General features: G+C 29.4%; 16 protein-coding genes. All 16 read right to left on the bottom strand.

Annotated features, from left to right (window positions below):
* Positions 1-39: 39 nt before the first annotated feature.
* The 16 genes from IC758_RS06580 to IC758_RS06505 all read right to left on the bottom strand — a co-directional run bounded on the left by IC758_RS06580 (position 40) and on the right by IC758_RS06505 (position 20,910).
* Positions 40-2,373, bottom strand: coding sequence for a diguanylate cyclase (locus IC758_RS06580; RefSeq protein WP_227860829.1), 2,334 nt, complete (start codon positions 2,371-2,373; stop codon positions 40-42).
* Between the two features lie 346 nt (positions 2,374-2,719).
* Positions 2,720-3,526 (bottom strand): response regulator, encoded by an 807-nt coding sequence (locus IC758_RS06575; protein WP_227823666.1) that lies wholly within the window; start codon positions 3,524-3,526, stop codon positions 2,720-2,722.
* A 4-nt stretch (positions 3,527-3,530) separates the two neighbouring features.
* The gene (locus tag IC758_RS06570; protein WP_227860828.1) at positions 3,531-5,324 is read right to left on the bottom strand and encodes a sensor histidine kinase; all 1,794 of its coding nucleotides are present in this window, start codon (positions 5,322-5,324) and stop codon (positions 3,531-3,533) included.
* Positions 5,325-5,649: 325 nt separating this feature from the next.
* On the bottom strand, positions 5,650-7,191 hold the full coding sequence (gene rny, locus IC758_RS06565) for a ribonuclease Y (RefSeq protein WP_227434331.1): 1,542 nt from the start codon (positions 7,189-7,191) through the stop codon (positions 5,650-5,652).
* Positions 7,192-7,366: 175 nt separating this feature from the next.
* Positions 7,367-8,413, bottom strand: a complete 1,047-nt coding sequence (recA, locus tag IC758_RS06560) for a recombinase RecA (RefSeq protein WP_227434237.1) — start codon at positions 8,411-8,413, stop codon at positions 7,367-7,369.
* A 289-nt stretch (positions 8,414-8,702) separates the two neighbouring features.
* A complete protein-coding gene (pgsA, locus tag IC758_RS06555; RefSeq protein ID WP_227434236.1) occupies positions 8,703-9,245 on the bottom strand; it encodes a CDP-diacylglycerol--glycerol-3-phosphate 3-phosphatidyltransferase in 543 nt (180 codons plus the stop codon).
* Positions 9,232-10,566, bottom strand: coding sequence for a 30S ribosomal protein S12 methylthiotransferase RimO (gene rimO / locus IC758_RS06550; RefSeq protein WP_227860827.1), 1,335 nt, complete (start codon positions 10,564-10,566; stop codon positions 9,232-9,234). Before rimO ends, pgsA begins: the two co-directional genes overlap by 14 nt.
* A complete protein-coding gene (gene mnmH / locus IC758_RS06545) occupies positions 10,560-11,618 on the bottom strand; it encodes a tRNA 2-selenouridine(34) synthase MnmH (RefSeq protein WP_227434234.1) in 1,059 nt (352 codons plus the stop codon). The genes rimO and mnmH overlap by 7 nt, the downstream gene beginning before the upstream one ends.
* Before the next feature lie 2 nt (positions 11,619-11,620).
* Positions 11,621-14,032, bottom strand: a complete 2,412-nt coding sequence (locus IC758_RS06540; protein ID WP_227851623.1) for an FtsK/SpoIIIE family DNA translocase — start codon at positions 14,030-14,032, stop codon at positions 11,621-11,623.
* A gap of 122 nt (positions 14,033-14,154) precedes the next feature.
* Positions 14,155-14,889, bottom strand: coding sequence for a ClpP family protease (locus tag IC758_RS06535; RefSeq protein WP_227434232.1), 735 nt, complete (start codon positions 14,887-14,889; stop codon positions 14,155-14,157).
* Between the two features lie 111 nt (positions 14,890-15,000).
* Positions 15,001-16,224: an aspartate kinase gene (gene dapG, locus IC758_RS06530; protein WP_227434231.1), complete on the bottom strand. Its 1,224-nt coding sequence runs from the start codon at positions 16,222-16,224 to the stop codon at positions 15,001-15,003.
* Positions 16,225-16,233: 9 nt separating this feature from the next.
* A complete protein-coding gene (locus IC758_RS06525; protein WP_003419503.1) occupies positions 16,234-16,479 on the bottom strand; it encodes a YlmC/YmxH family sporulation protein in 246 nt (81 codons plus the stop codon).
* Positions 16,480-16,513: 34 nt separating this feature from the next.
* On the bottom strand, positions 16,514-17,761 hold the full coding sequence (locus IC758_RS06520; RefSeq protein ID WP_227482252.1) for a M16 family metallopeptidase: 1,248 nt from the start codon (positions 17,759-17,761) through the stop codon (positions 16,514-16,516).
* 156 nt (positions 17,762-17,917) lie between these two features.
* Complete coding sequence (locus tag IC758_RS06515) at positions 17,918-18,661, bottom strand: polysaccharide deacetylase family protein (protein ID WP_227434229.1); 744 nt, start codon at positions 18,659-18,661, stop codon at positions 17,918-17,920.
* Between the two features lie 384 nt (positions 18,662-19,045).
* Positions 19,046-20,446 carry an MDR family MFS transporter gene (locus tag IC758_RS06510; protein WP_227482251.1) on the bottom strand — a complete coding sequence of 467 codons (1,401 nt, stop codon included), beginning with the start codon at positions 20,444-20,446 and terminating at the stop codon, positions 19,046-19,048.
* Between the two features lie 47 nt (positions 20,447-20,493).
* The gene (locus IC758_RS06505; RefSeq protein ID WP_227434330.1) at positions 20,494-20,910 is read right to left on the bottom strand and encodes a MarR family transcriptional regulator; all 417 of its coding nucleotides are present in this window, start codon (positions 20,908-20,910) and stop codon (positions 20,494-20,496) included.
* Positions 20,911-20,941: the final 31 nt, after the last annotated feature.

The following is a 20,941-nucleotide window of genomic DNA, read 5'->3' as shown; positions in this document are numbered from 1 at the left end:
TAAAAAATAATTCATTCATATTAGCAGGTTTTATTTAAATTATCTTCCTAAAAAAACATTAAAGTTTGATATATCTGTGTAAACTGCATAAAAAACAGGGTAACGATTTTGGTATAGTTCATTTACAAACTTACCTTGCATTCTCACAGGGAAATAGTGTCCATCTATATGACGGAAGTTAAAAATCACTTCAAAAGTTTCTCTCTTAGGTATTGCTTTATTCAGCGTATCAAGTACAACCTGTAAATCCTCTGGTAATATAGGTGAAAGTACATCAAAATCTTTGGATGAAACATTTCTAGCTGAATAACCAGTAAACTCAAGCATTTTTTGATTAAAGTAAAGTAGTTTCAAATTTTCCATACAAGCAAATTTTGCAATACCATCAGTAGACATCTCCAACAATAACTTTACATCTCTAGTGTCTATATTAAATGCTATACCATCAATAGAATCATCCCCAAAAATATGGAAAGAATTTTTTCCATGACCCTTTGTATAGTAAAGTGCTTGGTCTGCTTTTTCATAGAGTTCAGAATACTTACAGCCATGCTCAGGATATATTGCCACACCAATGCTACATGAAATAGAAAATTCTTCATGTTCAGCAAAACGTTTCTGGTTAATCTTAGAACAAAAACGCTCTAATTTATCCATAATTACATAATTACTGCTATTGAAATCTTTTATCAACACAACAAATTCATCTCCACCAATACGCCCAACAATATCATCTTCACGAAATTGAGACTTTAATTCTAATGCAAATTCACTTATAATAAAATCTCCAAATGCATGACCATATCTATCATTTACATTTTTGAAATCATCAATATCAAAAATCAGAAAAATATGTTCTGAATTTTGATTTTTATCACTTTTTAAAAATGTACTAATAAAGTCCTCTGTTACTCCCTTATTATAAAGACCAGTAAGAGAATCACGTTGTGAACGCTCAAGAAGCAACAATTCTCTATTTTTTTCTTCATCTATATTTTCACGATAAGAAATCATGCGAACAGATTCATCTGATGTCCAAAAGAAAATTCTGGCAGTAATCCTCATCCAATGATAATTTTCTTCATCTCTTTTAATTAAAAAGTCATAACTTATGTTATTGATTCCACTATTATAACACTTAAGAACATTTTCAGGTAAAAATGTATCTAAATAACCTTGTGCATACTCTTCTTTAATTTGCCCTTTAGCAATTATATAGAGTGCTTCATCATATGGTGTGCTAAGACTTAAGCCAAACTCTTTAAAATATCGATTTGCATCTTCACAACCAGCTTTGTTATTAGTAACATCAATCTCAAAAATATTTTCATAGAGATCTTCAGTAGATTTACTCAATAACTTTTGATATTCTAATTTCTGAGAAGAGCTGAGATTAATTATTTGTTGCTTGTATTTCTTAAGCACACGTGTAATTGTAAAAAGTACAAACATTATAATTAAAATTATAATTGCAATCCCTTTTAAAAACTGTATTTGAAGTTGTCTACTCATTGTAGTCAAATCATTTTCCAAAACAAGATGCCATTTTAAACTTGGGATATACTGATATACAACATAACTTTTTAATTTTTCTGATGAATTCCAAAAACTATTCTGTTCTTTTTTATTGCTCAAGATTAAATCTTTTGAAGCAGATAAATTACTACTTTTGTCTTCAAATAAATTAACATGTTCATAGCCTGTTTCCTCAGATGATAATTGAACAAATCCTTTATCATCAATTAGACGTGCTACAACATCAAACTTTTCATCATATTCTTTAAGTAACATTTGTAATGAGTCAACTTTTAATCCAACCCCAATAATTCCCATAGTTGATCCATTATCATCTTTTATCTTACAATTTACAAATACAGTAATACTATTATTACTTGCCTCATCATTATCAACATTTAATGAATATTCTTCATCCTGTTTTAAAAAATCATAATACCACTGATTCTCTGAGTTGTCAGCACTAAGTGTCCTATCAAGTCCATTAAAATGATAATAATTATTTGTCTTGGTTGAAACTAAAAAAACAGAATCATAGGAATATTTATTTCTGTATGTATTTAAGTAATCCTGTAATTTATAAACAAAGTTCCTATCATTTATATATTCTTTCTCACTAGTTAAAAAATTTTTTAATAGACTATCATTGGCCATGGTAAGTGATACATTTATAGGATGTGAAAGAAGTTTATCTATCTGATAATAAATACCTTCAGCAGCCAATGTAGATACGTGTTCAATATCATTTTTAAAAATATTAGTATTAGATTGGTACCCAATCACAGATGTAGCTATAAAACCAATAGTAATAATAACGCAAACAATAACATTTGTATGTAAAAGTGTATTTTTTTTCATCATGTATCCTCTCTTTCATCATCACTTTGGCTCATTGTATTCTCAACTTTTTAGTGCTTACAATATAATTAATTTTAATCAGCAAACTATCTCAAAAACTTAATTTTATTTCAAATATTAAATTTCATAAATCAACATTAATGCATAGATATTACATGTAAAAACATATAAATTGCTCATCTAAATCATTTTTAATAATATAAATCTATTATATAATTTTTATTTATTATTATATATTTTTAATATTCCTATAATATATTAATATAATCGATAATGCACATCCAAAGCACATCAACAAAACAAAAAACTTAAGAACTTCTGCTGTATAAAAACATATTATCTATCTTTAACAATTATAATTAAAAGTTTTTTGATACAGCATACCTGTAGTTAATTCTGCCCAACTGTAATTTGTCATGTATTCTCCAGCATATGTGTTAATTGCCATCATATCCCACCTTAACATATTATAATAATCACAATCAAATTTTGTAATATCTACTGCAAGGCTATTCCATTTTTTAATAACTATATATTCAATTTTTGCATCCTTTATGGTTTTCATCAGATGTGATATAACAGTTTGCGTTTGATTTTGCAAAGAACGATTGTATTCTTTGTCTTCCCAAAGTACTGCTGCAATTTCAGCAATAGTCACACTTGCTCCTTTCCTATCTACTAAATAAGCAAGTAATTCTTTTGATTTTGCTCTACTAAAAGTTAATGGCTTTTCATCTACAAATACCTCAAAGTTACCAAATGTATGAATAAATATATGGCTCTTATGGTTCAAAACAACAGGAGAACGTAAATTTTCTATTTCTTTCTGAATTCCTTCTATTGTAACAGGCTTTAGAAGATATCCACTGGCATGCATTGAAAATGCATCTAACGCATATTCTGAATAACCAGTTACAAAAATAATATTTATGTTTGGTAAAATTTCTTTTGCTAGACATGCAAACTCTAGTCCATTCATACCGTACATCTCAATGTCAAGAAATGCAATATCTACAAAATTTCTTTTTAAATACTCTAGCGCCAACTTAGGTTCATCAAAAAGAGTAACTTTTTCAATACCAGAAATATATGTTAATTTTTCATTCAAATTTTTAAGAGCAATTTGCTCGTCATCTACGACAATTATATTCATAATTTTACCCCTTTCTAATAGGAATGATTATTGTTGCTATTGTACCTTTTCCTATACCACTTTCTATATTTAGAATTCCATTACATTGTGTCTCTAATCGTCTTTTTACATTTTGAATACCAACATGGCTTTTTCCATCATTAACTCTTTCAAAGGGTTGGAAACCTACTCCATCATCTTTTATAACAATATAAATGTTATTTTCATCCTTGGATGTTGATACTATAATTGTTCCCCCTTCTTTTTGTTTTGTAACACCATGTCGTATCGCATTTTCAACAATTGGTTGTATAGTGAGAACAGGAATAAAAAAATCAGTAATTGTAAGCTCATAATGTATTTTTATACGCTCTCCAAAGCGTAATAACTCTATGTACAAATAATTTTTTAAATGAGCTAATTCTTTTTCAAATGGAATTAGCTTTTTTTGTGTAAGAGAATCCATATTTCCACGAAGATAAGAAGAAAATTTTTCTACTGCATGAACTGCCATGTTAGAATCATGTTTACACAAATATTGGATAGTGTTAAGTGCATTATATAAAAAATGAGGCTGTATTTGACTAAGCATTATAGAAATACGATTTTCCATCAATTCTCCCTCTAATCTCTGTTGAAACTTTTCCTTTCTTTTGATAGATAGCATCATATGCCCAATCTGTAATACAATAGTGGTTAGAAAACCTATACAAAAAAATGGTAGACTTCTAATGTATATAGTATAATAATTTGCTATTTCTGCAATACCACCTATAGTTGCTGGTAGATAAGCAAACAAAGCAATCTTAGCATCAGATTCTCTGTATATAATAATTTCAATAACCAAGAACCCCATACCAAGTAATACAATTAGAATACAGATGCTATTTTGTAAAATCAGAAACTCATGCAAATCATAAATATGAAGTATTTGGAGAATAACACAAAGTAGTATGATAGTCATAATTAAATACACACATAAATTTATAACGTTCAATCTCCACTCAGTTAAGTAAGTAGACAAATAAAGTATACAAAAAGTTGGAAGTAAAAACTGCGACAGTAATTCCAAAATACTGACAAGAGTTGGAGATTGGATAATAAGAGTAAGTATATTAAAATCTGCTAAACACCAAATTCCTCCAAATATAGCAAAACATGATAACAAAAAAATCTGACGTGTTAGCTCACTTTTCAAAAAAAACAAAATGATACTTGCAATTAGACCAAATAAGCCAAAAGATATTGTTAACATAGTAAATATAAGACCAATCCTGTTTTCGTGGAGTATACTAACAATTAAATCGCCCTTGGAGCCAATCTGCATTTCATCAAAAAAACATACTAATTGTAATGCTCGCCCACTAGGGTACACTCGTTGTATATTTATCTCAACTAAATCGTCAACCGATATTCCATCAGATTTAAAACCTGTCCAAAGATGACCTGTAGACTTTGTTAGTGCATTTTCTCTACCTTCTTGTATGGAAAATACCTCTTTATTAGATACACGAATATCAACTTTTAGATGGCTGATATGTAGCAAAAGTGTCTCTCCAGCTGGAATATTTCTGCTAAAATGTCCACGCAAATAAATAGACCCTTTTCTTATATCATTCAATGAGTCAACATTGATAAACGGCTGAAGATTTTCAGAATTAGATGTTCTAAATTCTCCAATAAATGAAACTGGAATAAGATTGCTTCGAGGATTTGAATGTTTATCTGATTTAAAAGCACAAACAAACAACAGTATTACTGATAAAGTTAGTAATACTGGTAAATAATACATATACCATCTAGATGTTTTCTTTTCCACAATAGTTTCCTCCATAAAATATATGTATATCTTTTATATATTTGAATATATAAAAAAATTATATAACCTAAAAATATTTATTTAGATATAATAGATTATTTTATCACTTCATTATATCAAACAAACTTAAATAATTATACAAACAATGTGTATATAAGGATTAATTTTATTAATTCTTTATAATTAATATTTATCAGCCTTATAATTATTTCAAATTATATCATTTTATACCTTGAAAATTAAAAAGCCACAGGATAAATTATTAAATCCTGTGGCAAATCTAAATTTTTAAAAATATTTTTATTATCATTTAGATATTTATATTTTATTTTGCATATTCTATAGCTCTTGTTTCTCTTATTATACTTACTTTTATTTGTCCAGGATATTCAAGTTCATCCTCTATTTTCTTAGTCATATCTCTAGCTAATAAGTGTATTTCTTCATCATTTATAGCTTCTGGTTTTACCATTATTCTAATTTCTCTACCAGCTTGTATAGCAAATGATTTTTCTACACCTTCGTATGAATTAGCTATTTCTTCTAGTTTTTCAAGTCTCTTAATATAAGCTTCTAAAGTCTCTCTTCTAGCACCAGGTCTAGCAGCTGATATTGCATCTGCTGCTGTAACTAATACAGCTTCTACTGTTTGAGGTTCATAATCTCCATGATGTGTACTCATAGCATGTATAACTTCTTTAGATTCCTTATAACGTCTAAGTAAATCCATACCTATTTCAACATGTGTACCTTCCATTTCATGGTCTACAGCCTTACCTATATCATGTAACAAACCAGCTCTCTTAGCTAATCTAATATCTGCACCTATCTCAGCAGCCATTATACCAGCTATATGAGCAACTTCTATAGAATGTTTAAGAACATTTTGTCCATAACTAGTTCTATAATTAAGTCTACCTAATAATCTTATTAATTCTGGATGAATTCCATGTACACTAGTTTCAAATGCAGCTTGTTCACCATATTCTTTTATAATATTGTCAACTTCTTTTCTCGCTTTTTCAACCATTTCTTCAATTCTAGCTGGATGTATTCTTCCATCTGCTATTAACTTCTCTAGAGCAATTCTTGCAATTTCTCTTCTTATTGGATCAAATCCTGATAAAATTACTGCTTCTGGAGTGTCATCTATTATAAGGTCTATCCCTGTTAAAGTTTCTAGAGTCCTTATATTTCTACCTTCTCTACCTATTATTCTACCCTTCATTTCATCATTAGGTAAGCTTACTACTGTAACAGTAGTTTCAGCTACGTGATCTGCTGCACATTTTTGAATTGCATATCCTATAATTTCTCTTGATTTCTTATCAGCTTCTTCTTTAGCTTGACCTTCTATCTCTTTTATCATTATAGACATTTCACGTCTTACATCTCTCTCAGCATTTGTTAAAATAATTTCTTTAGCCTTATCAGATGTAATTCCTGATATGCTTTCTAATTTTTCCAATTGTTGAGTTTTTATTACTTCAACTTCTTCTTCTTTCTTTTCAACTGTCTTTAATTTTTCACTTAAATTTACTTCTTTAGATTCTAAATTTTGTAATTTTCTATCTAAGACTTCTTCTTTTTGTACTACTCTTTTTTCATACTTTTGTACTTCTGTTCTTCTTTCTTTGTTTTCTCTTTCAGCTTCTGTTCTCCATTTATGGATCTCTTCTTTAGCTTCTAATAACTTTTCTTTCTGTACTGTTTCTGAGTCGTGGTGTGCTTTATCTATTATTTCTTTGGCCAAGTTTTCAGCTTGTCCAATTTTTGCTTCAGATATATTTTTTCTAACAAAATATCCAGCTATAATACCAACAGCTGCACCTATTACAATCATTACTACACTATCTATGACATCCACCTCCTTCGTTAATAATCCCAAAATGTCATCACTATGATTAAAAAATATTCCTAATAATTAAAATTAAATTTAGATATTTTATCCTCACTTAATTTTATAATTTTTTCAACATTGTGTCAAGCTAATAGGGAGCGTGGTATGTCCTTATTTAATAGTTATTTTTTTATATTTTCACTTATTTTTCAACAACTTCTTCTGATACCAAAGTACCGGCTTCTTCACTAACCTCATTTAAATTGTAAAATGTTCTAACTTTTTCATCTATTTCATTAGTTAAATCCATATTATCCTCTAGGAATTTTTTTACATTTTCTCTTCCTTGTCCAAGTTTAGTGTCATTGTAACTATACCATGAGCCTGATTTTTTAACTATATCTATGTCAGCAGCTATATCTAAAAGATCTCCAATTTTTGATATACCTTCTCCATACATTATATCAAATTCAGATTGTTTAAATGGTGGTGCTACTTTGTTTTTAACAACCTTAACTCTTGTTCTGCTTCCTATAACCTTGTCACCTTGTTTTATTGTGTCTATTTTTCTAACATCCAATCTAACAGATGAATAGAACTTTAATGCACGTCCTCCAGTAGTCGTTTCTGGATTTCCAAACATTATTCCTACTTTCTCTCTTAATTGGTTTATAAATATAGCAACACAATTTGATTTTTTAATCGAACCAGTTAATTTTCTAAGTGCTTGAGACATAAGTCTAGCTTGTAAACCTACATGAGAATCACCCATATCTCCGTCTATTTCTGCTTTTGGAACCAATGCTGCAACTGAATCTATTACTATTATATCAATTGCACCACTTCTTATTAATGCCTCTGCTATTTCTAAGGCTTGCTCTCCTGTATCTGGTTGAGATATGATTAGATTATCAACATCCACACCCAATGCTTTTGCATATACTGGGTCAAGCGCATGTTCAGCATCTATAAATGCAGCTATTCCTCCATTTTTTTGAGCTGATGCTACACAACTAAGTGCAACAGTCGTCTTACCAGAAGATTCAGGACCATATATTTCAACTATTCTCCCTCTAGGTAGACCTCCTATACCAATAGCTATATCTAAACCAATTGCTCCTGTTGATATAACATCTATAGACATAGACGTTGCTTCTCCCAATTTCATTACTGAACCTTTACCAAAATCTTTTTCAATTTTACCTAAAGCTTCATTCAACGCTTTTAATTTTTCTTGATCTACACTCATCTCTATACCATCCCTTCATTTATCTACAAACATTTGTTCTCTTGTTATATATTAATTATATAACATAAATCAAACCTAGTCAATTTAAAAACGCTCCTAATGATTATATTTTTATTTGCTACATTTTATTTATAAACCATTATCAATAATTATATACACAAAAGAAAATATTCCTAAAAAAGAAAAGAGATATACTATTATAGTATACCCTTTTTTACATTTTTAAAATTTTAAGTTGCTATTTTTTATTTATTAATCAATCAATTTATGATTATTAAATGATAAGATTCTATTTAGAAGACATGAAAAGTTCTTTATTTTTATATAGGTATTCCCATCCAGAATATAAAGTAAGCAGTGTTGCTATAAGTATAAGAATTCCACCTATATTTAGTATTAATTCATTTTCAAACTGAGCCCCTAACAATAAAATTACTACTGATATCATTTGAGTTATCGTTTTAAGCTTTCCACTGCCACCAGCTGCTATTACTTTTCCATCAGCAGCTGCTATAGCCCTCAATATGCTAACTGTAAGTTCTCTAGCTACTATTATAATTACCATCCAACTACTTACAAGACCATCTTCTATCATACATGTAAGTGCTGAGATTACTAATAACTTATCTGCTAATGGGTCCATAAACTTCCCAAAATCAGTAACTAAGTTATACTTTCTAGCTATCTTTCCATCTAGTGCATCAGTAATTGAAGCTACTATAAAAATAATACAAGCTAATAAAAACTTGTTCGGTACATTAAATAACATTATTAAAACAAATACTGGAATTAAAAATATTCTAAACAAAGTTAATTTGTTAGGCAAGTTCATATACAACATCTCCCATTAAATCGTATTCCATTGCATCATTTATTTGAACACTTACGAATTCTCCTACTTCAAGATTATCTACACTTTTTACATATACTATACTATCAATTTCTTCTGCATCACCCTGTGTTCTTCCTGTATATACATTATTTTCTATTTGCTCTTCTATAAGGACTTCATATGTTTTTCCTATTTTTTTATCATTAAGTTCTTCAGATATTTTTTGTTGAATCATCATTAAAGTATCTCTTCTTTGTATTTTTACTTCTTCATCTATGTGATTTGGTAATTTATCTGCTGGTGTATCTTCTTCTCTTGAATATGCAAATGCACCTAGCCTATCAAATTTAACTTCTTTGACAAAATCTACAAGCTGTTTAAAATCTTCTTCTGTTTCACCAGGAAAACCTACTATTATCGTAGTTCTAAGTATAGCATCTGGTATATTCTTTCTTATAAGTTTAATTTTATTTAATATATCCTCTTTACTAGTTTTTCTATTCATTAACTTTAAAATACTGTTACTTGCATGTTGTATTGGCATATCAAAATAGCTACATATATTATCATGTTCTTTTATAACTTTAATCAGTTCTTCTGTTATTGATTCTGGATATGAGTACATGACTCTTATCCATTTAAACCCATTTATCTTTGCAAGCTCTTCTAAAAGTTCTGGTAATCTTTCTTTACCATATAAATCAAAACCATACTTTGTAGTATCTTGAGCTATAACTACGAGTTCTTTTACTCCAGATTCAGACAATTTATTCGCTTCTTTAATTATATCTTCAAATTTTCTACTTCTATATTTACCTCTAAGCTTAGGTATTATACAATAAGTACAATTATTGGAACATCCCTCTCCAATTTTTAAGTATGCCATATAGCTAGGTGTAGATAGATATCTTGGTAAGTCCTCATTAAATACAAACTCTATATCATCAAGGCTTACAATTTGATGTTTCTCACTCAAATCTTTAAGTATGTCATCTATATTTTGGTAGCTTCCTGTACCAACTATTGCATCTATTTCTGGAATTTCAGTTTTTAATTCCTCAGAGTATCTTTGAGCTAGACATCCTGTTACTATCAATAGCTTTAGATTACCAGTCTGTTTTAATTCTGCAAATTCTATTATCGTATCAATTGATTCCTGCTTAGCTGACTCTATAAACCCACAAGTATTTACTATAATTACATCAGCTTCTTCAAAATCTCCTATTAATTTATAACCCTTTTTATTTAAAATTCCCATCATTATTTCTGCATCCACCAAATTTTTTGAGCATCCTAATGATTCTAATGCTATCTTTAACATTTTTTCTCTCCTTCCAATATGCTCTCATATAAGCCTATAACATCTTCTAGGGCTTTTTGTGTGTCATCAAAATTTACAATTTTATTGTACTTATATTTTTCCACTGAATGCATATAAAGTGGGTCGTAATATTCTATAAGATATTTTTTTACAAGCTCTTCATATTTACCTGATTCTAATAAATCAATATATCCATCTACTTCTTTATGACCCAATCTTTTTCTGAATTTATTTATACACTCTTTTAAAACCAATATATTATCTTCACCTTTACCATAAATATAATCTCTACAAAGCCTATTGACTCTATTATCAATATCACATTCCAGTAGTATATGATACCCATCTCGTATCATTGCATCGAAGATTTCATTAGGAACTATGACACTTCCAACTCGCTTACTTTCACTTTCAACAAATATATAATCCTTCTTTGAGAAAAATATACTTTCAAATAAATTAGTTTCAAAGTTCTTTTGAGATGGTGGCTTCTCATCAAATGTTATAAAACCAAAGGTTGAACCACTATTTTTAGCTATACCTTCTAAATCTAATACATCTATTTCTTTTTTCTTCAATAAATGCAATAAATCAGTCTTTCCTGAACCAGTTAATCCATGCACAGATATAAAGTTCTTTGTATTCATTATATTTCTTAAGTAATCCAATACAAAGTTTCTGTAAGCCTTATATCCACCTTCAAGTTGATAAACATTTACACCTAATGATGACAATACATTTACTATACTTCCACTTCTCATTCCGCCTCTTGCACAATATATGACGATATTATCATAATTTGCTGCAAGCTCTGCTGCCTGTAAATATATATCCTTTAGCTTATATGATACATAATCAAATCCTTTTTGTATTGCTTCATGTTTTCCCTGCATCTTATAAATAGTTCCGACTTCATTATGCTCATTGTTTTTAAAAAGAGGCATATTAAAAGCATTTAATATATGGTCTTCTTCATATTCCCCTTCTGTTCTTACATCTACAAAAACTACTTTTTCTAGCTTAAGTGCTTTTTCTATTTCTATAACTGACAATTCTATTCACCTTCTAAATTCTGCAAATCTTGTTTGCTTATTAGTACCTTTCTCGGTTTGCTTCCCTCGCTAGCTCCAATTATACCTCTTTCTTCCATAGAGTCAATAAGTCTAGCCGCTCTATTAAATCCTATTTTAAATCTTCTTTGCAACATAGAAGCAGATGCTTGACCACTATCTACAACAAATTCTATTGCCTCACTTAAAAATTCATCCTCATCACTAGATTTTGATGTGTTAACTTTAGATATAGTTTCAATTATATCTTCCTCATACTTTATTCCATCCTTAACTTGGTCTTTTACAAAATCAATTACTCTTTCTGACTCACTTTCTGATATAAATGCACCTTGAAGTCTAACTGGTTTTGCCGCTCCAAGTGGGTAAAATAGCATATCACCTTTACCTAAAAGTTTCTCTGCTCCACCCATATCAAGTATTGTTCTTGAATCAGTTTGAGATGACACTGCAAATGCTATTCTAGATGGTATATTAGCTTTTATAACACCCGTTATGACATCAACAGATGGTCTTTGTGTAGCTACAATCAAGTGCATTCCAGCAGCTCTGGCCATCTGAGCTAGTCTACAAATATAATCCTCTACATCATTTGCGCTTGCCATCATTAAATCTGCTAACTCATCTATTATTATTACTATTTTAGGTAATTTTTCCTCTGATTTTTCATTATAACTTGTTACATCTTTTACTTGAGCATCTGCAAATAATTTATATCTTCTATTCATTTCTGTCACTGCCCAGTTTAAAGCATTAGCAGCTTTTTTAGGGTCTGTAACTACAGGTATCAGAAGATGTGGTATTCCATTATAATTTGCAAGTTCAACTACCTTTGGGTCTATTAAAAGTAATTTTACTTCATCAGGGTTTGCCTTATATAATATACTACTTATCAAAGTGTTTACACAGACACTCTTTCCTGAACCTGTAGAACCAGCTATAAGTAAATGTGGCATCTTACCTATATCTCCAATTATAATTTTACCTGCTACATCTTTTCCAAGTCCCATTGCAAGAGGTGAATCAAAATTATTAAACTCTTCACTTTCTAGAACTTCTCTTACTCCAACCATTTGAGCTTCCTCATTTGGAACCTCTATTCCAATTGCACTTTTCCCAGGGATTGGTGCTTCAATTCTTATACTTTTAGCTGCTAAACTCAAAGCTATATCATCAGTTAAGTTTACAATTTTACTTACTTTAACCCCTGGACTTGGTTGTATCTCATATCTTGTTATAGTCGGACCAACTGTAACTTGATTAATCTTTGCTTCCACTCCAAAATCTGAAAGTGTCTTTTCTAAAAGAGAGGCATTTTTTAAAACCTTCTTTTTGCCATTTTCATCAGATTTTTTATTTACTTTATTTAAAAGTTCAACACCAGGTTTTTTATAATTTGAATAGTCTTCATTATTTGACTCTGATACAATGCTTATTGGTTGAGTTTTTTCTACAGCTAAATTAGATTTGCTTATATCAACTTTCTTTTCTGGTTTAGTCTCTACAACTGAATTTTCATTTGTAGCTTTCTGTAACTCTTTTAAAACATCTAGTTCTGGCATACTTTGAGTTCCTTCTAATATTTCTAAATATTCATCTTCTGCCTTGTTAAAACCAACTATTTTAATAGTTTTATCGTCTACACCATCACCATTTTCTTCTTCTAAATATTCATCTTCTTCATCTTCATTGTCACGACCTTTTGACATTAGCCCTTTAAAAAATCCAGGCTTCTTGTTTACAGTAGTATCATCCACTTCATCAGTTATCATATCTATTGCAGATTTTTTCATATTTGAAATTTTATCTTTAAAAGTTAAATTACTGTCTTTTGATGTTTTAGATTTTGACTTTGCATTTGATACCAAGTCTTTTATAGAAATATTAAATATAAACATTATAGAAAGTATAAGAGCAAATATACTTATTAGCCATCCACCTGCTATACCAAATATTTTACTCATATAATACGCAATGGTTGTTGCTATTAAACCACTACCTTGTCCACTTACACCCAATTTCATAACATCATCAAACATATTACCTTTTAGTGGGCTATCTACAGGAAGAGTTCCTGCATTTAACAATCCATAAAATACAAAAATAAATAAAATAATTATGTAGTATAATTTAGTCTTTCTCAGTCTATATATATATTCATTTCCATCAAAAAATCCTAGAAGTCCTGTTATAATTACTATAAATGGTATTGCTATGGAAAGTCCTCCAAATAATCCTTTAAAGAGATTTTGCATTATCACAGGTATCCATCCCATAGAATTAGAATTTAAACTATATAATAAAAATACACCTATAAATATGGTTATCAAATTATGATATTCTGCATTAAAGCTTAAGGTATTTACCTTCTTTTTTTTCTTCTTTTTCGTGGCCATTAATATCACTCCTTATTTTTAGCAAGTTTTACCCCTTCATAGCAAAAAGTGCTAATGCCTTAACACTAACACTCCTACTTTATTACATCATTATATCATAAATTTTATTATTTAAACAAATTTTAATCATTATTTTTTTCTTCCTCTGACTCTTTTATAAGCTCTTTTAATTTTTTAATAGCATCTTTTAATCCACCAACTTCATCTATAAGCCCATAATCTACAGCTTCTTTTCCTATTAGAACACTACCCACATCACTTATAAGCTCATCTTTCTCATGCATAAGTTTATCAAGTATATCTCTTTCGATATTAGATGTTCTTATGATAAATTGAATTATTCTCTCTTGCATCTTTTTAAAATACTCGAAAGTTTCATTTATACCTATTACAAGTCCAGTTGTTCTTACAGGATGTATAATCATTGTTGCAGTTGGAGCTATAAATGAGTAATCACCAGCAGTAGCAAGAGGAACACCTATACTATGACTTCCCCCTAATACAAGAGTAACTACTTTTTTGGATGTACTATTTAAAAGTTCTGCAATAGCTAGACCTGCCTCAATATCTCCTCCAACAGTATTTAAAACAACTAGTACTCCTTTAACATCATTACTTTCTTCAATTGAATAAAGCATTGGAATTATATGTTCATACTTCGTAGCTTTTTTCTGAGGATTTCCTATAAAATGACCTTCAATTTCTCCAATTATAGTTATACATTGGGTATCTTTAGGAGGCTGAGGAGGCATCTCACTAGTGCCAAATTGTTTTATACATTCTCTTTCCTCACAGCTAGAATCTCTTCTACAATTATCTTTATCAAATGTTTCATTATCATCTTTATAATCTTTCATAAAAAAACTCCTATCAAAATATATTTAACTTAGTTTTACCAAATAAATCAAATATATTAAGATATAAGCAAAATTATTAAATTTTGAATAAAAGTAATTGTATTACGATTCTTATTTTACATAAAATTGTTGGTGTATTGCATGTACTGCTGTATGCATATCTTCTTCACTAACTAAACAAGATATAGTCATATTTGAATCTGATGTTTGTAAAAGAGATACTCCTGCTTTTGATAACCCTCTAACTACTTTTGACATGATACCAGACATTTCATCAGCTATTCTTGAACATATCAATGTTACTTTAGCACAATCTCTATTTACTTCATAATCTAATTCAAATTTATCTAGTATTTCTTTTAATTCTTTTATATCAGCATCTTCAATAACAAAGGCTTTTTCTGATATAAAGAAATTTATCATATCTATATTTATAAGTTTCTTTTCTATTTCATTTAATACTTCTGTAAACACTTCTTCTGCTGATTTAATCTTAACTTGAGCAACACTATCTTTATTTGCAACAGCAACTTTAAGGTCTTTTTCTTGTTCATATTCTATATTTTGTTCTAAATGCTTACATAAAGAACCTATTTTTGTACCTTCAAAAGTTGGATTCATTGTATTTTTTATTGCTAGAGTTATATTTCCACTTTTAGCCAACTGTACTGCTCTTGGATGTATTACCTTAGCTCCTTTATCTGCCATTTGAAATACTTCTTCATAATCTATAAAACTCAATACTTTAGCATTTGGTTCTACTCTAGGGTCTGCAGTCATTATACCATCTACATCAGTGTAAATTTCAACTGTCTCACATTCTAAAGATTTACCAATAGCAACTGCTGATGTATCACTTCCACCTCTTCCAAGAGTCGTTACTTCACCATCATCTGTTACACCTTGAAATCCAGCTATAACAACAACTTTACCATCATCTAATGCTCTTTTTACCTTTTTAGGGTTTATATATTTTATTTTTGCATTAGAATACTCATCACTTGTAATTATACCTGCTTGTTGACCAGTAAAGAAAACAGATTCTATACCTTTTGCATTTAATAAATTAGCAAGAACTGTCCCTGATATTATTTCACCACAAGACATTATTAAATCAAGTTCTCTTTTATTTGGTTCGTCATTTACTGAATTACATAGATTTATAAGTGTATCTGTGGCATATGGAGCTCCCTTTCTACCCATTGCTGAAACTACTAATACTAATTGTAACTCTTCATCATTATCTCTGTATGCTTTTACTATTTTACATACTTCATTCATTTTTTCATATGATTCTACTGATGTCCCACCAAACTTTTGCACTAAAATACTCATTTTTTCCTCCTAAATATATCCCTCATATTCTATAATTATCATATCATTGCCTATTTTTTTTACATTTCTCCATGGAACTTCTAAAAATGACTTATCTTTTCTTCTGGCAAAAAAGCCTTTTTCTTTTGGAATTAAAAGCGCCAATATCCCGCCTGTAGTTTCATCTAGTATAAGGTCACACTCTCCAATAACTCCTAATCTTTCTCCTGTGACTAAGTTAACTATTTCCTTACCTGCTATTTCAGATAAATTCATATTTTATACCTCCAGAGATTTACTTTTTAAGATATTAATCCAAGTGCAGAATATCTTCTACATCTCTTCCCACTATACATGTACCAATATTTTCTATATTGAATACCTTATCAACAACTTTTTTTACTGAATTAATATCAACATTATTTATACATTCAAGTATTTCATCTGTAGTTTTTACTTTTTTACTCAATAACATAGATTTACCAGTAGACATCATTCTACTGCTAGTACTTTCTAAATCCAATATATAATTACCTTTTAGTTGCTCCTTACTTTCAAATATTTCTTTTTCTGTAAGATAATTTTTTCTTATATTTTCAATTTCTTCTTTTATTAAATTATAAACATCTTGTAAATTTTCTGTACTCATACTTGCAAATATACCCAATTCACCACATTTTCTGTATAGTGTTTGTGATGAATATATTGAATATACTAACCCTTTTTCCTCCCTTATCTTCTGAAAAAGTCTTGAGCTTATACTTCCACCAAAAATATTGTTTACCACTGCCATTGAATAAACTTCATCATCATTTTCAAATGGAATACCTTTTAAACACATAGCCAAATTTACCTGTTCAGTATCTTTATTTTTTGATATAAAACAAGGATTAAACGTAGCCTCAGTTACGTCTATATTTAAATTTCTCTTTTTCCAGTTTCCAAATTTAGATTCAAGTTTATCTACCATATCATCAAAGTCAAAGTTTCCAACTATAGAAATGACTGCATTATTTGGAATATAATATTTGTTTAAGTACTCTAACATAGATTCCTTAGTTATATTGTATAGAGAATCTTTTGTCCCAATTATATTCATCCCTAAACCATCATTAGCATATATATTTTCGACTAATAAATCATAAGATAAATCGTCTGGAGAATCTTCATACATCTTAAGTTCCTCCAGTATTATAAGTCTTTCCTTATCTATATCATTTTTATCAAATCTAGAATTTAGTATCATATCACTTAATACATCTATTCCTGTATCTATATGCTCATCTATTAATTTTACATAATAACATGTACATTCTTTACTTGTAAATGCATTGATTTGCCCACCTAAATTGTCAATTGTGCTAGCAATCTCTTTTGAGGTTCTATTTTTGGTTCCTTTAAACATCATATGTTCTATAAAATGAGAAGTTCCACTTACCTCTTCTTCTTCTATTCTAGACCCTGCATTTATCCAAATACCTAATGTTATTGACTTTAGATATGGTATTTCTTCACCAATTATTGTAAGCCCATTTTCCAGTATTTTTGTCTTATACATTACATTCTCCTAAAAATTTATTCTTTATTTTACATTGGATTATTGAAAACACTATGTTCTAATTCTATTTATTTTTATATGTATTACATTATAAGTCAGTCTTTTAATTAATTCAACTACAACTTATACAATCTTAATCAAATTTTTATACTTTGTCTACTTAAATACATCACTAAGTTTACCTGGTTTTAATCCTTTTTCTCTTACAATTGCTATAATATCATCAATACATTTTGTCGTTGCATCAGTTGGATGCATTAAGATTATACTACTATCTTTAATATCTTTTTTCTTCATTCTATCTATAATTACTTCTGGTTGATCTTTATATTTCCAGTCTATAGTATCAGCATCCCATTTAATTGAAGTATATCCTAATTCTTTAGCTGCCTTCACTGTTTCTGCTCCAAAAGAACCTGCTGGAGCTTGAAAAAACTTAGTCTTTTCATTTATAATTTCTTCAATTATCTTTTTAGAGGTTTCTATTTGTTTATAGTTATCTTCATATGATAGTGTCGAATAATCTAAGTGTTTGTATCCATGATTTCCTATTTCATGTCCTTGTTTCTTTATCTTCAATAGTTCATCTTTGTTTTTTTCTGCCCACTTCCCAGTTACATTAAAAGTAATTTTTACATTCTCTTTTTTGAGAGTTTCCAAAATAGATTCTATGTACTCTGTTTCCCATCCAAGGTCTACGTTGCATGTTAATGCAACGTAGCCACTTTTATCTTTTGTGCCTCTCTCATATGGTAAATCTACTCCATTAAATAAGTTGAAAACGGGCTTATTGTTAAACAATTTTAATACCATTACCCCTCCTGACAATCCTAATAATATCACTAAAATTAGTATTATAATTTTTTTGAGCTTACTCTTATTAAGTACCATCATTATCATTAAAACTCCCCCTAATTATGTACAAATTGTTTCTTATTTAATACTATTAAAGGAAAGCTCTATTTATGCACTAAATATAACATAAACCTTTCTCTGTATATCAATAAAAAATTATCTTAAAAATCTCTTAACTAAACCTCTATTATTAAAAAAATTTTAAATTAGCTATTTATTTTTCCTATTATTTTAGAATTTCCTATAGTACTTCCTTCCATTACCTTTAATATAAGAGGACATAATACATTTTATATAAAAAGCCTCTGTTAGCAAAAGTAACATAGGCTTTTAATTTCATATTCAAAAGTTTAATTTCATACTTGAAAATTTATTATAATAACTAGAACATGTTTATGTAATTGTGCTTTTAAAATCTACAAATCAGCTTTAGTTTGTTGATTTCTTTAAACTTTTTCTTTCTATAAAAAAGAAAGCCACTAAAAGCTGAACTACTGCAACAATTGAAATACAAATAAATGCAACATCCATTCCAAATACATTTGCTGTAGCATTTGTCATACCTCGTGATGTTACTGTAGCAGTTGTCATTACTGCAACAAAAACTGCTGAGCCAATAGCACCAGCTATTGTACGCAATGAAGTAAGTAATGCTGTTCCGTGAGCAATATTTTTTTCACCAAGCACACTCATTCCCCAGGTAACAATAGGCATCATAATTAATCCAATAGCTATCAGACGTATAATATAAAAAGCAGAGATATACAATACTGAAGTATCTTCTCCTACAAAAGATACACCAAGACAACTTATTGCCAAGAATATACTTCCACATACAACTAGCTTTCGTATTCCAAACCTATCATAAAATCTACCTGCAAAAGGACTTATAAGTGCCATTACAAGAGAACCTGGCATCATAATGAGACCACACTTAGTTGCTGAAAATCCTCTTACTGTCTGGATATATATTGGAATTAAAGTGGATCCTGCCATCATTACAACATATAAAAGCATACTTATAATTACAGCAAGCCTATAACTTTTATTTTTAAGAATACGAAGTTCTAGAAATGGCTCTTTTGAGTGAATCTGACGTAAAGAAAATACTATAATTGATACTATCCCTACAAATAATGGTAAAGCAATATTTATACTAAAAAACTCAGTTGTCCCAATATTCCCAAGCCCAAGTAAAAGACCACTAAATCCTACTGCACATAAAATCATAGAAAACGTATCAAATGATTGTTTTTTTGTCTCTATTACATTTTGTAACACTCTAGATGCTATAATAATATCAATAATACTTATAACTAAAGAAAACCAAAAAATAGCTTGCCAATTAAAAATATCAATGACAATTCCTGCTAGAGTTGGAGCAAATATTGGAGCAGCACCAGCAGCCAAACCATATATACCCATTATAGAGCCCATTTGCTCTGCAGGATAAATTGTTAAAATTATTACTTGTGTCATGGATAGCAACACTCCATTCCCCATTGCTTGCAATATACGCCCAAACAAAAGGGGTGTAAATGAAGATGCACTAGCAGAAAGCAACAATCCTACAGCAAAAAGACTCATAGCACTAATGAAAAGTGGTTTTGTTGGAAATCTCCTAATCAAAAATGCAGTGGCAGGAACCATAATTCCCATAGCAAGCGTATATGCACTAGTAAGCCATTGAGCTGTTGTGGCTGATATATTTAAATCCCCCATCATAACTGGCAATGCAGTAGTAAGAGATGTCTGAAGTAATGAGCCAACTATAGAACCAATCAATAGTACAGCAAAAATCATATTTCTAGATTGCTTATTTAAACTCATGTCTTTACCTTCTTTCTGTTTTTATTAGCAACACTTAAGAAATATCTCTATTTTTTATCTTCAAAAAACTTTATAATCTTTTTTTGAATACGTATGTAAGCAATAGCATCTTCTGGACCTAGTGCTTTTAAAAATTCAACTGTATACTCTAAAAATTCTTTTTCATTTATTTTCTGCTGTTGTATTCCCTTAGGCATTAATTGAACTAGTGTCTGTCTACCATTTTGTGGGTCAACACAGCGTTCAATCATTTCCTTTGATTCTAATTGATTAAGAATAGCAGACATTCTAGCAGTACTAACATTCATAGTACTACTTATTTCTTTTGGATTTACTTTTTTATTATTTTTAGATAAATAACCCAATACAAATTTTTCACCACTTTGTATATCTGCAATTTTATCTTTATGCGGTATTTTTACCATCAACGTCTTAACCTTTCCAAGTTCAAGTGCTAATTTCATATAGTCCACATTATCACCTCCTTGATTGCTA

This window comes from Clostridioides sp. ES-W-0016-02, from assembly GCF_020641035.1.
In the GTDB taxonomy this organism is placed as follows: domain Bacteria; phylum Bacillota; class Clostridia; order Peptostreptococcales; family Peptostreptococcaceae; genus Clostridioides.
Note: the sequence above shows the minus strand (reverse complement) of the source record. Positions and strands in the feature narration are given on the sequence as shown.

What these genes read in the sequence shown, in the direction of transcription:
- IC758_RS06540 (WP_227851623.1), bottom strand. Translation starts at nt 14,032, where the DNA reads ATGGCCACGAAAAAGAAGAAAAAAAAGAAGGTAAATACCTTAAGCTTT.
- IC758_RS06505 (WP_227434330.1), bottom strand. Translation starts at nt 20,910, where the DNA reads ATGAAATTAGCACTTGAACTTGGAAAGGTTAAGACGTTGATGGTAAAA.
- IC758_RS06520 (WP_227482252.1), bottom strand. Translation starts at nt 17,761, where the DNA reads ATGTATAAGACAAAAATACTGGAAAATGGGCTTACAATAATTGGTGAA.
- IC758_RS06525 (WP_003419503.1), bottom strand. Translation starts at nt 16,479, where the DNA reads ATGAATTTATCTGAAATAGCAGGTAAGGAAATAGTTAACTTAGTCACA.
- IC758_RS06535 (WP_227434232.1), bottom strand. Translation starts at nt 14,889, where the DNA reads ATGAAAGATTATAAAGATGATAATGAAACATTTGATAAAGATAATTGT.
- IC758_RS06575 (WP_227823666.1), bottom strand. Translation starts at nt 3,526, where the DNA reads ATGAATATAATTGTCGTAGATGACGAGCAAATTGCTCTTAAAAATTTG.
- IC758_RS06580 (WP_227860829.1), bottom strand. Translation starts at nt 2,373, where the DNA reads ATGAAAAAAAATACACTTTTACATACAAATGTTATTGTTTGCGTTATT.
- IC758_RS06515 (WP_227434229.1), bottom strand. Translation starts at nt 18,661, where the DNA reads ATGATAATGATGGTACTTAATAAGAGTAAGCTCAAAAAAATTATAATA.
- rimO (WP_227860827.1), bottom strand. Translation starts at nt 10,566, where the DNA reads ATGTTAAAGATAGCATTAGAATCATTAGGATGCTCAAAAAATTTGGTG.
- dapG (WP_227434231.1), bottom strand. Translation starts at nt 16,224, where the DNA reads ATGAGTATTTTAGTGCAAAAGTTTGGTGGGACATCAGTAGAATCATAT.
- IC758_RS06510 (WP_227482251.1), bottom strand. Translation starts at nt 20,446, where the DNA reads ATGAGTTTAAATAAGCAATCTAGAAATATGATTTTTGCTGTACTATTG.
- pgsA (WP_227434236.1), bottom strand. Translation starts at nt 9,245, where the DNA reads ATGAACTTGCCTAACAAATTAACTTTGTTTAGAATATTTTTAATTCCA.
- recA (WP_227434237.1), bottom strand. Translation starts at nt 8,413, where the DNA reads ATGAGTGTAGATCAAGAAAAATTAAAAGCGTTGAATGAAGCTTTAGGT.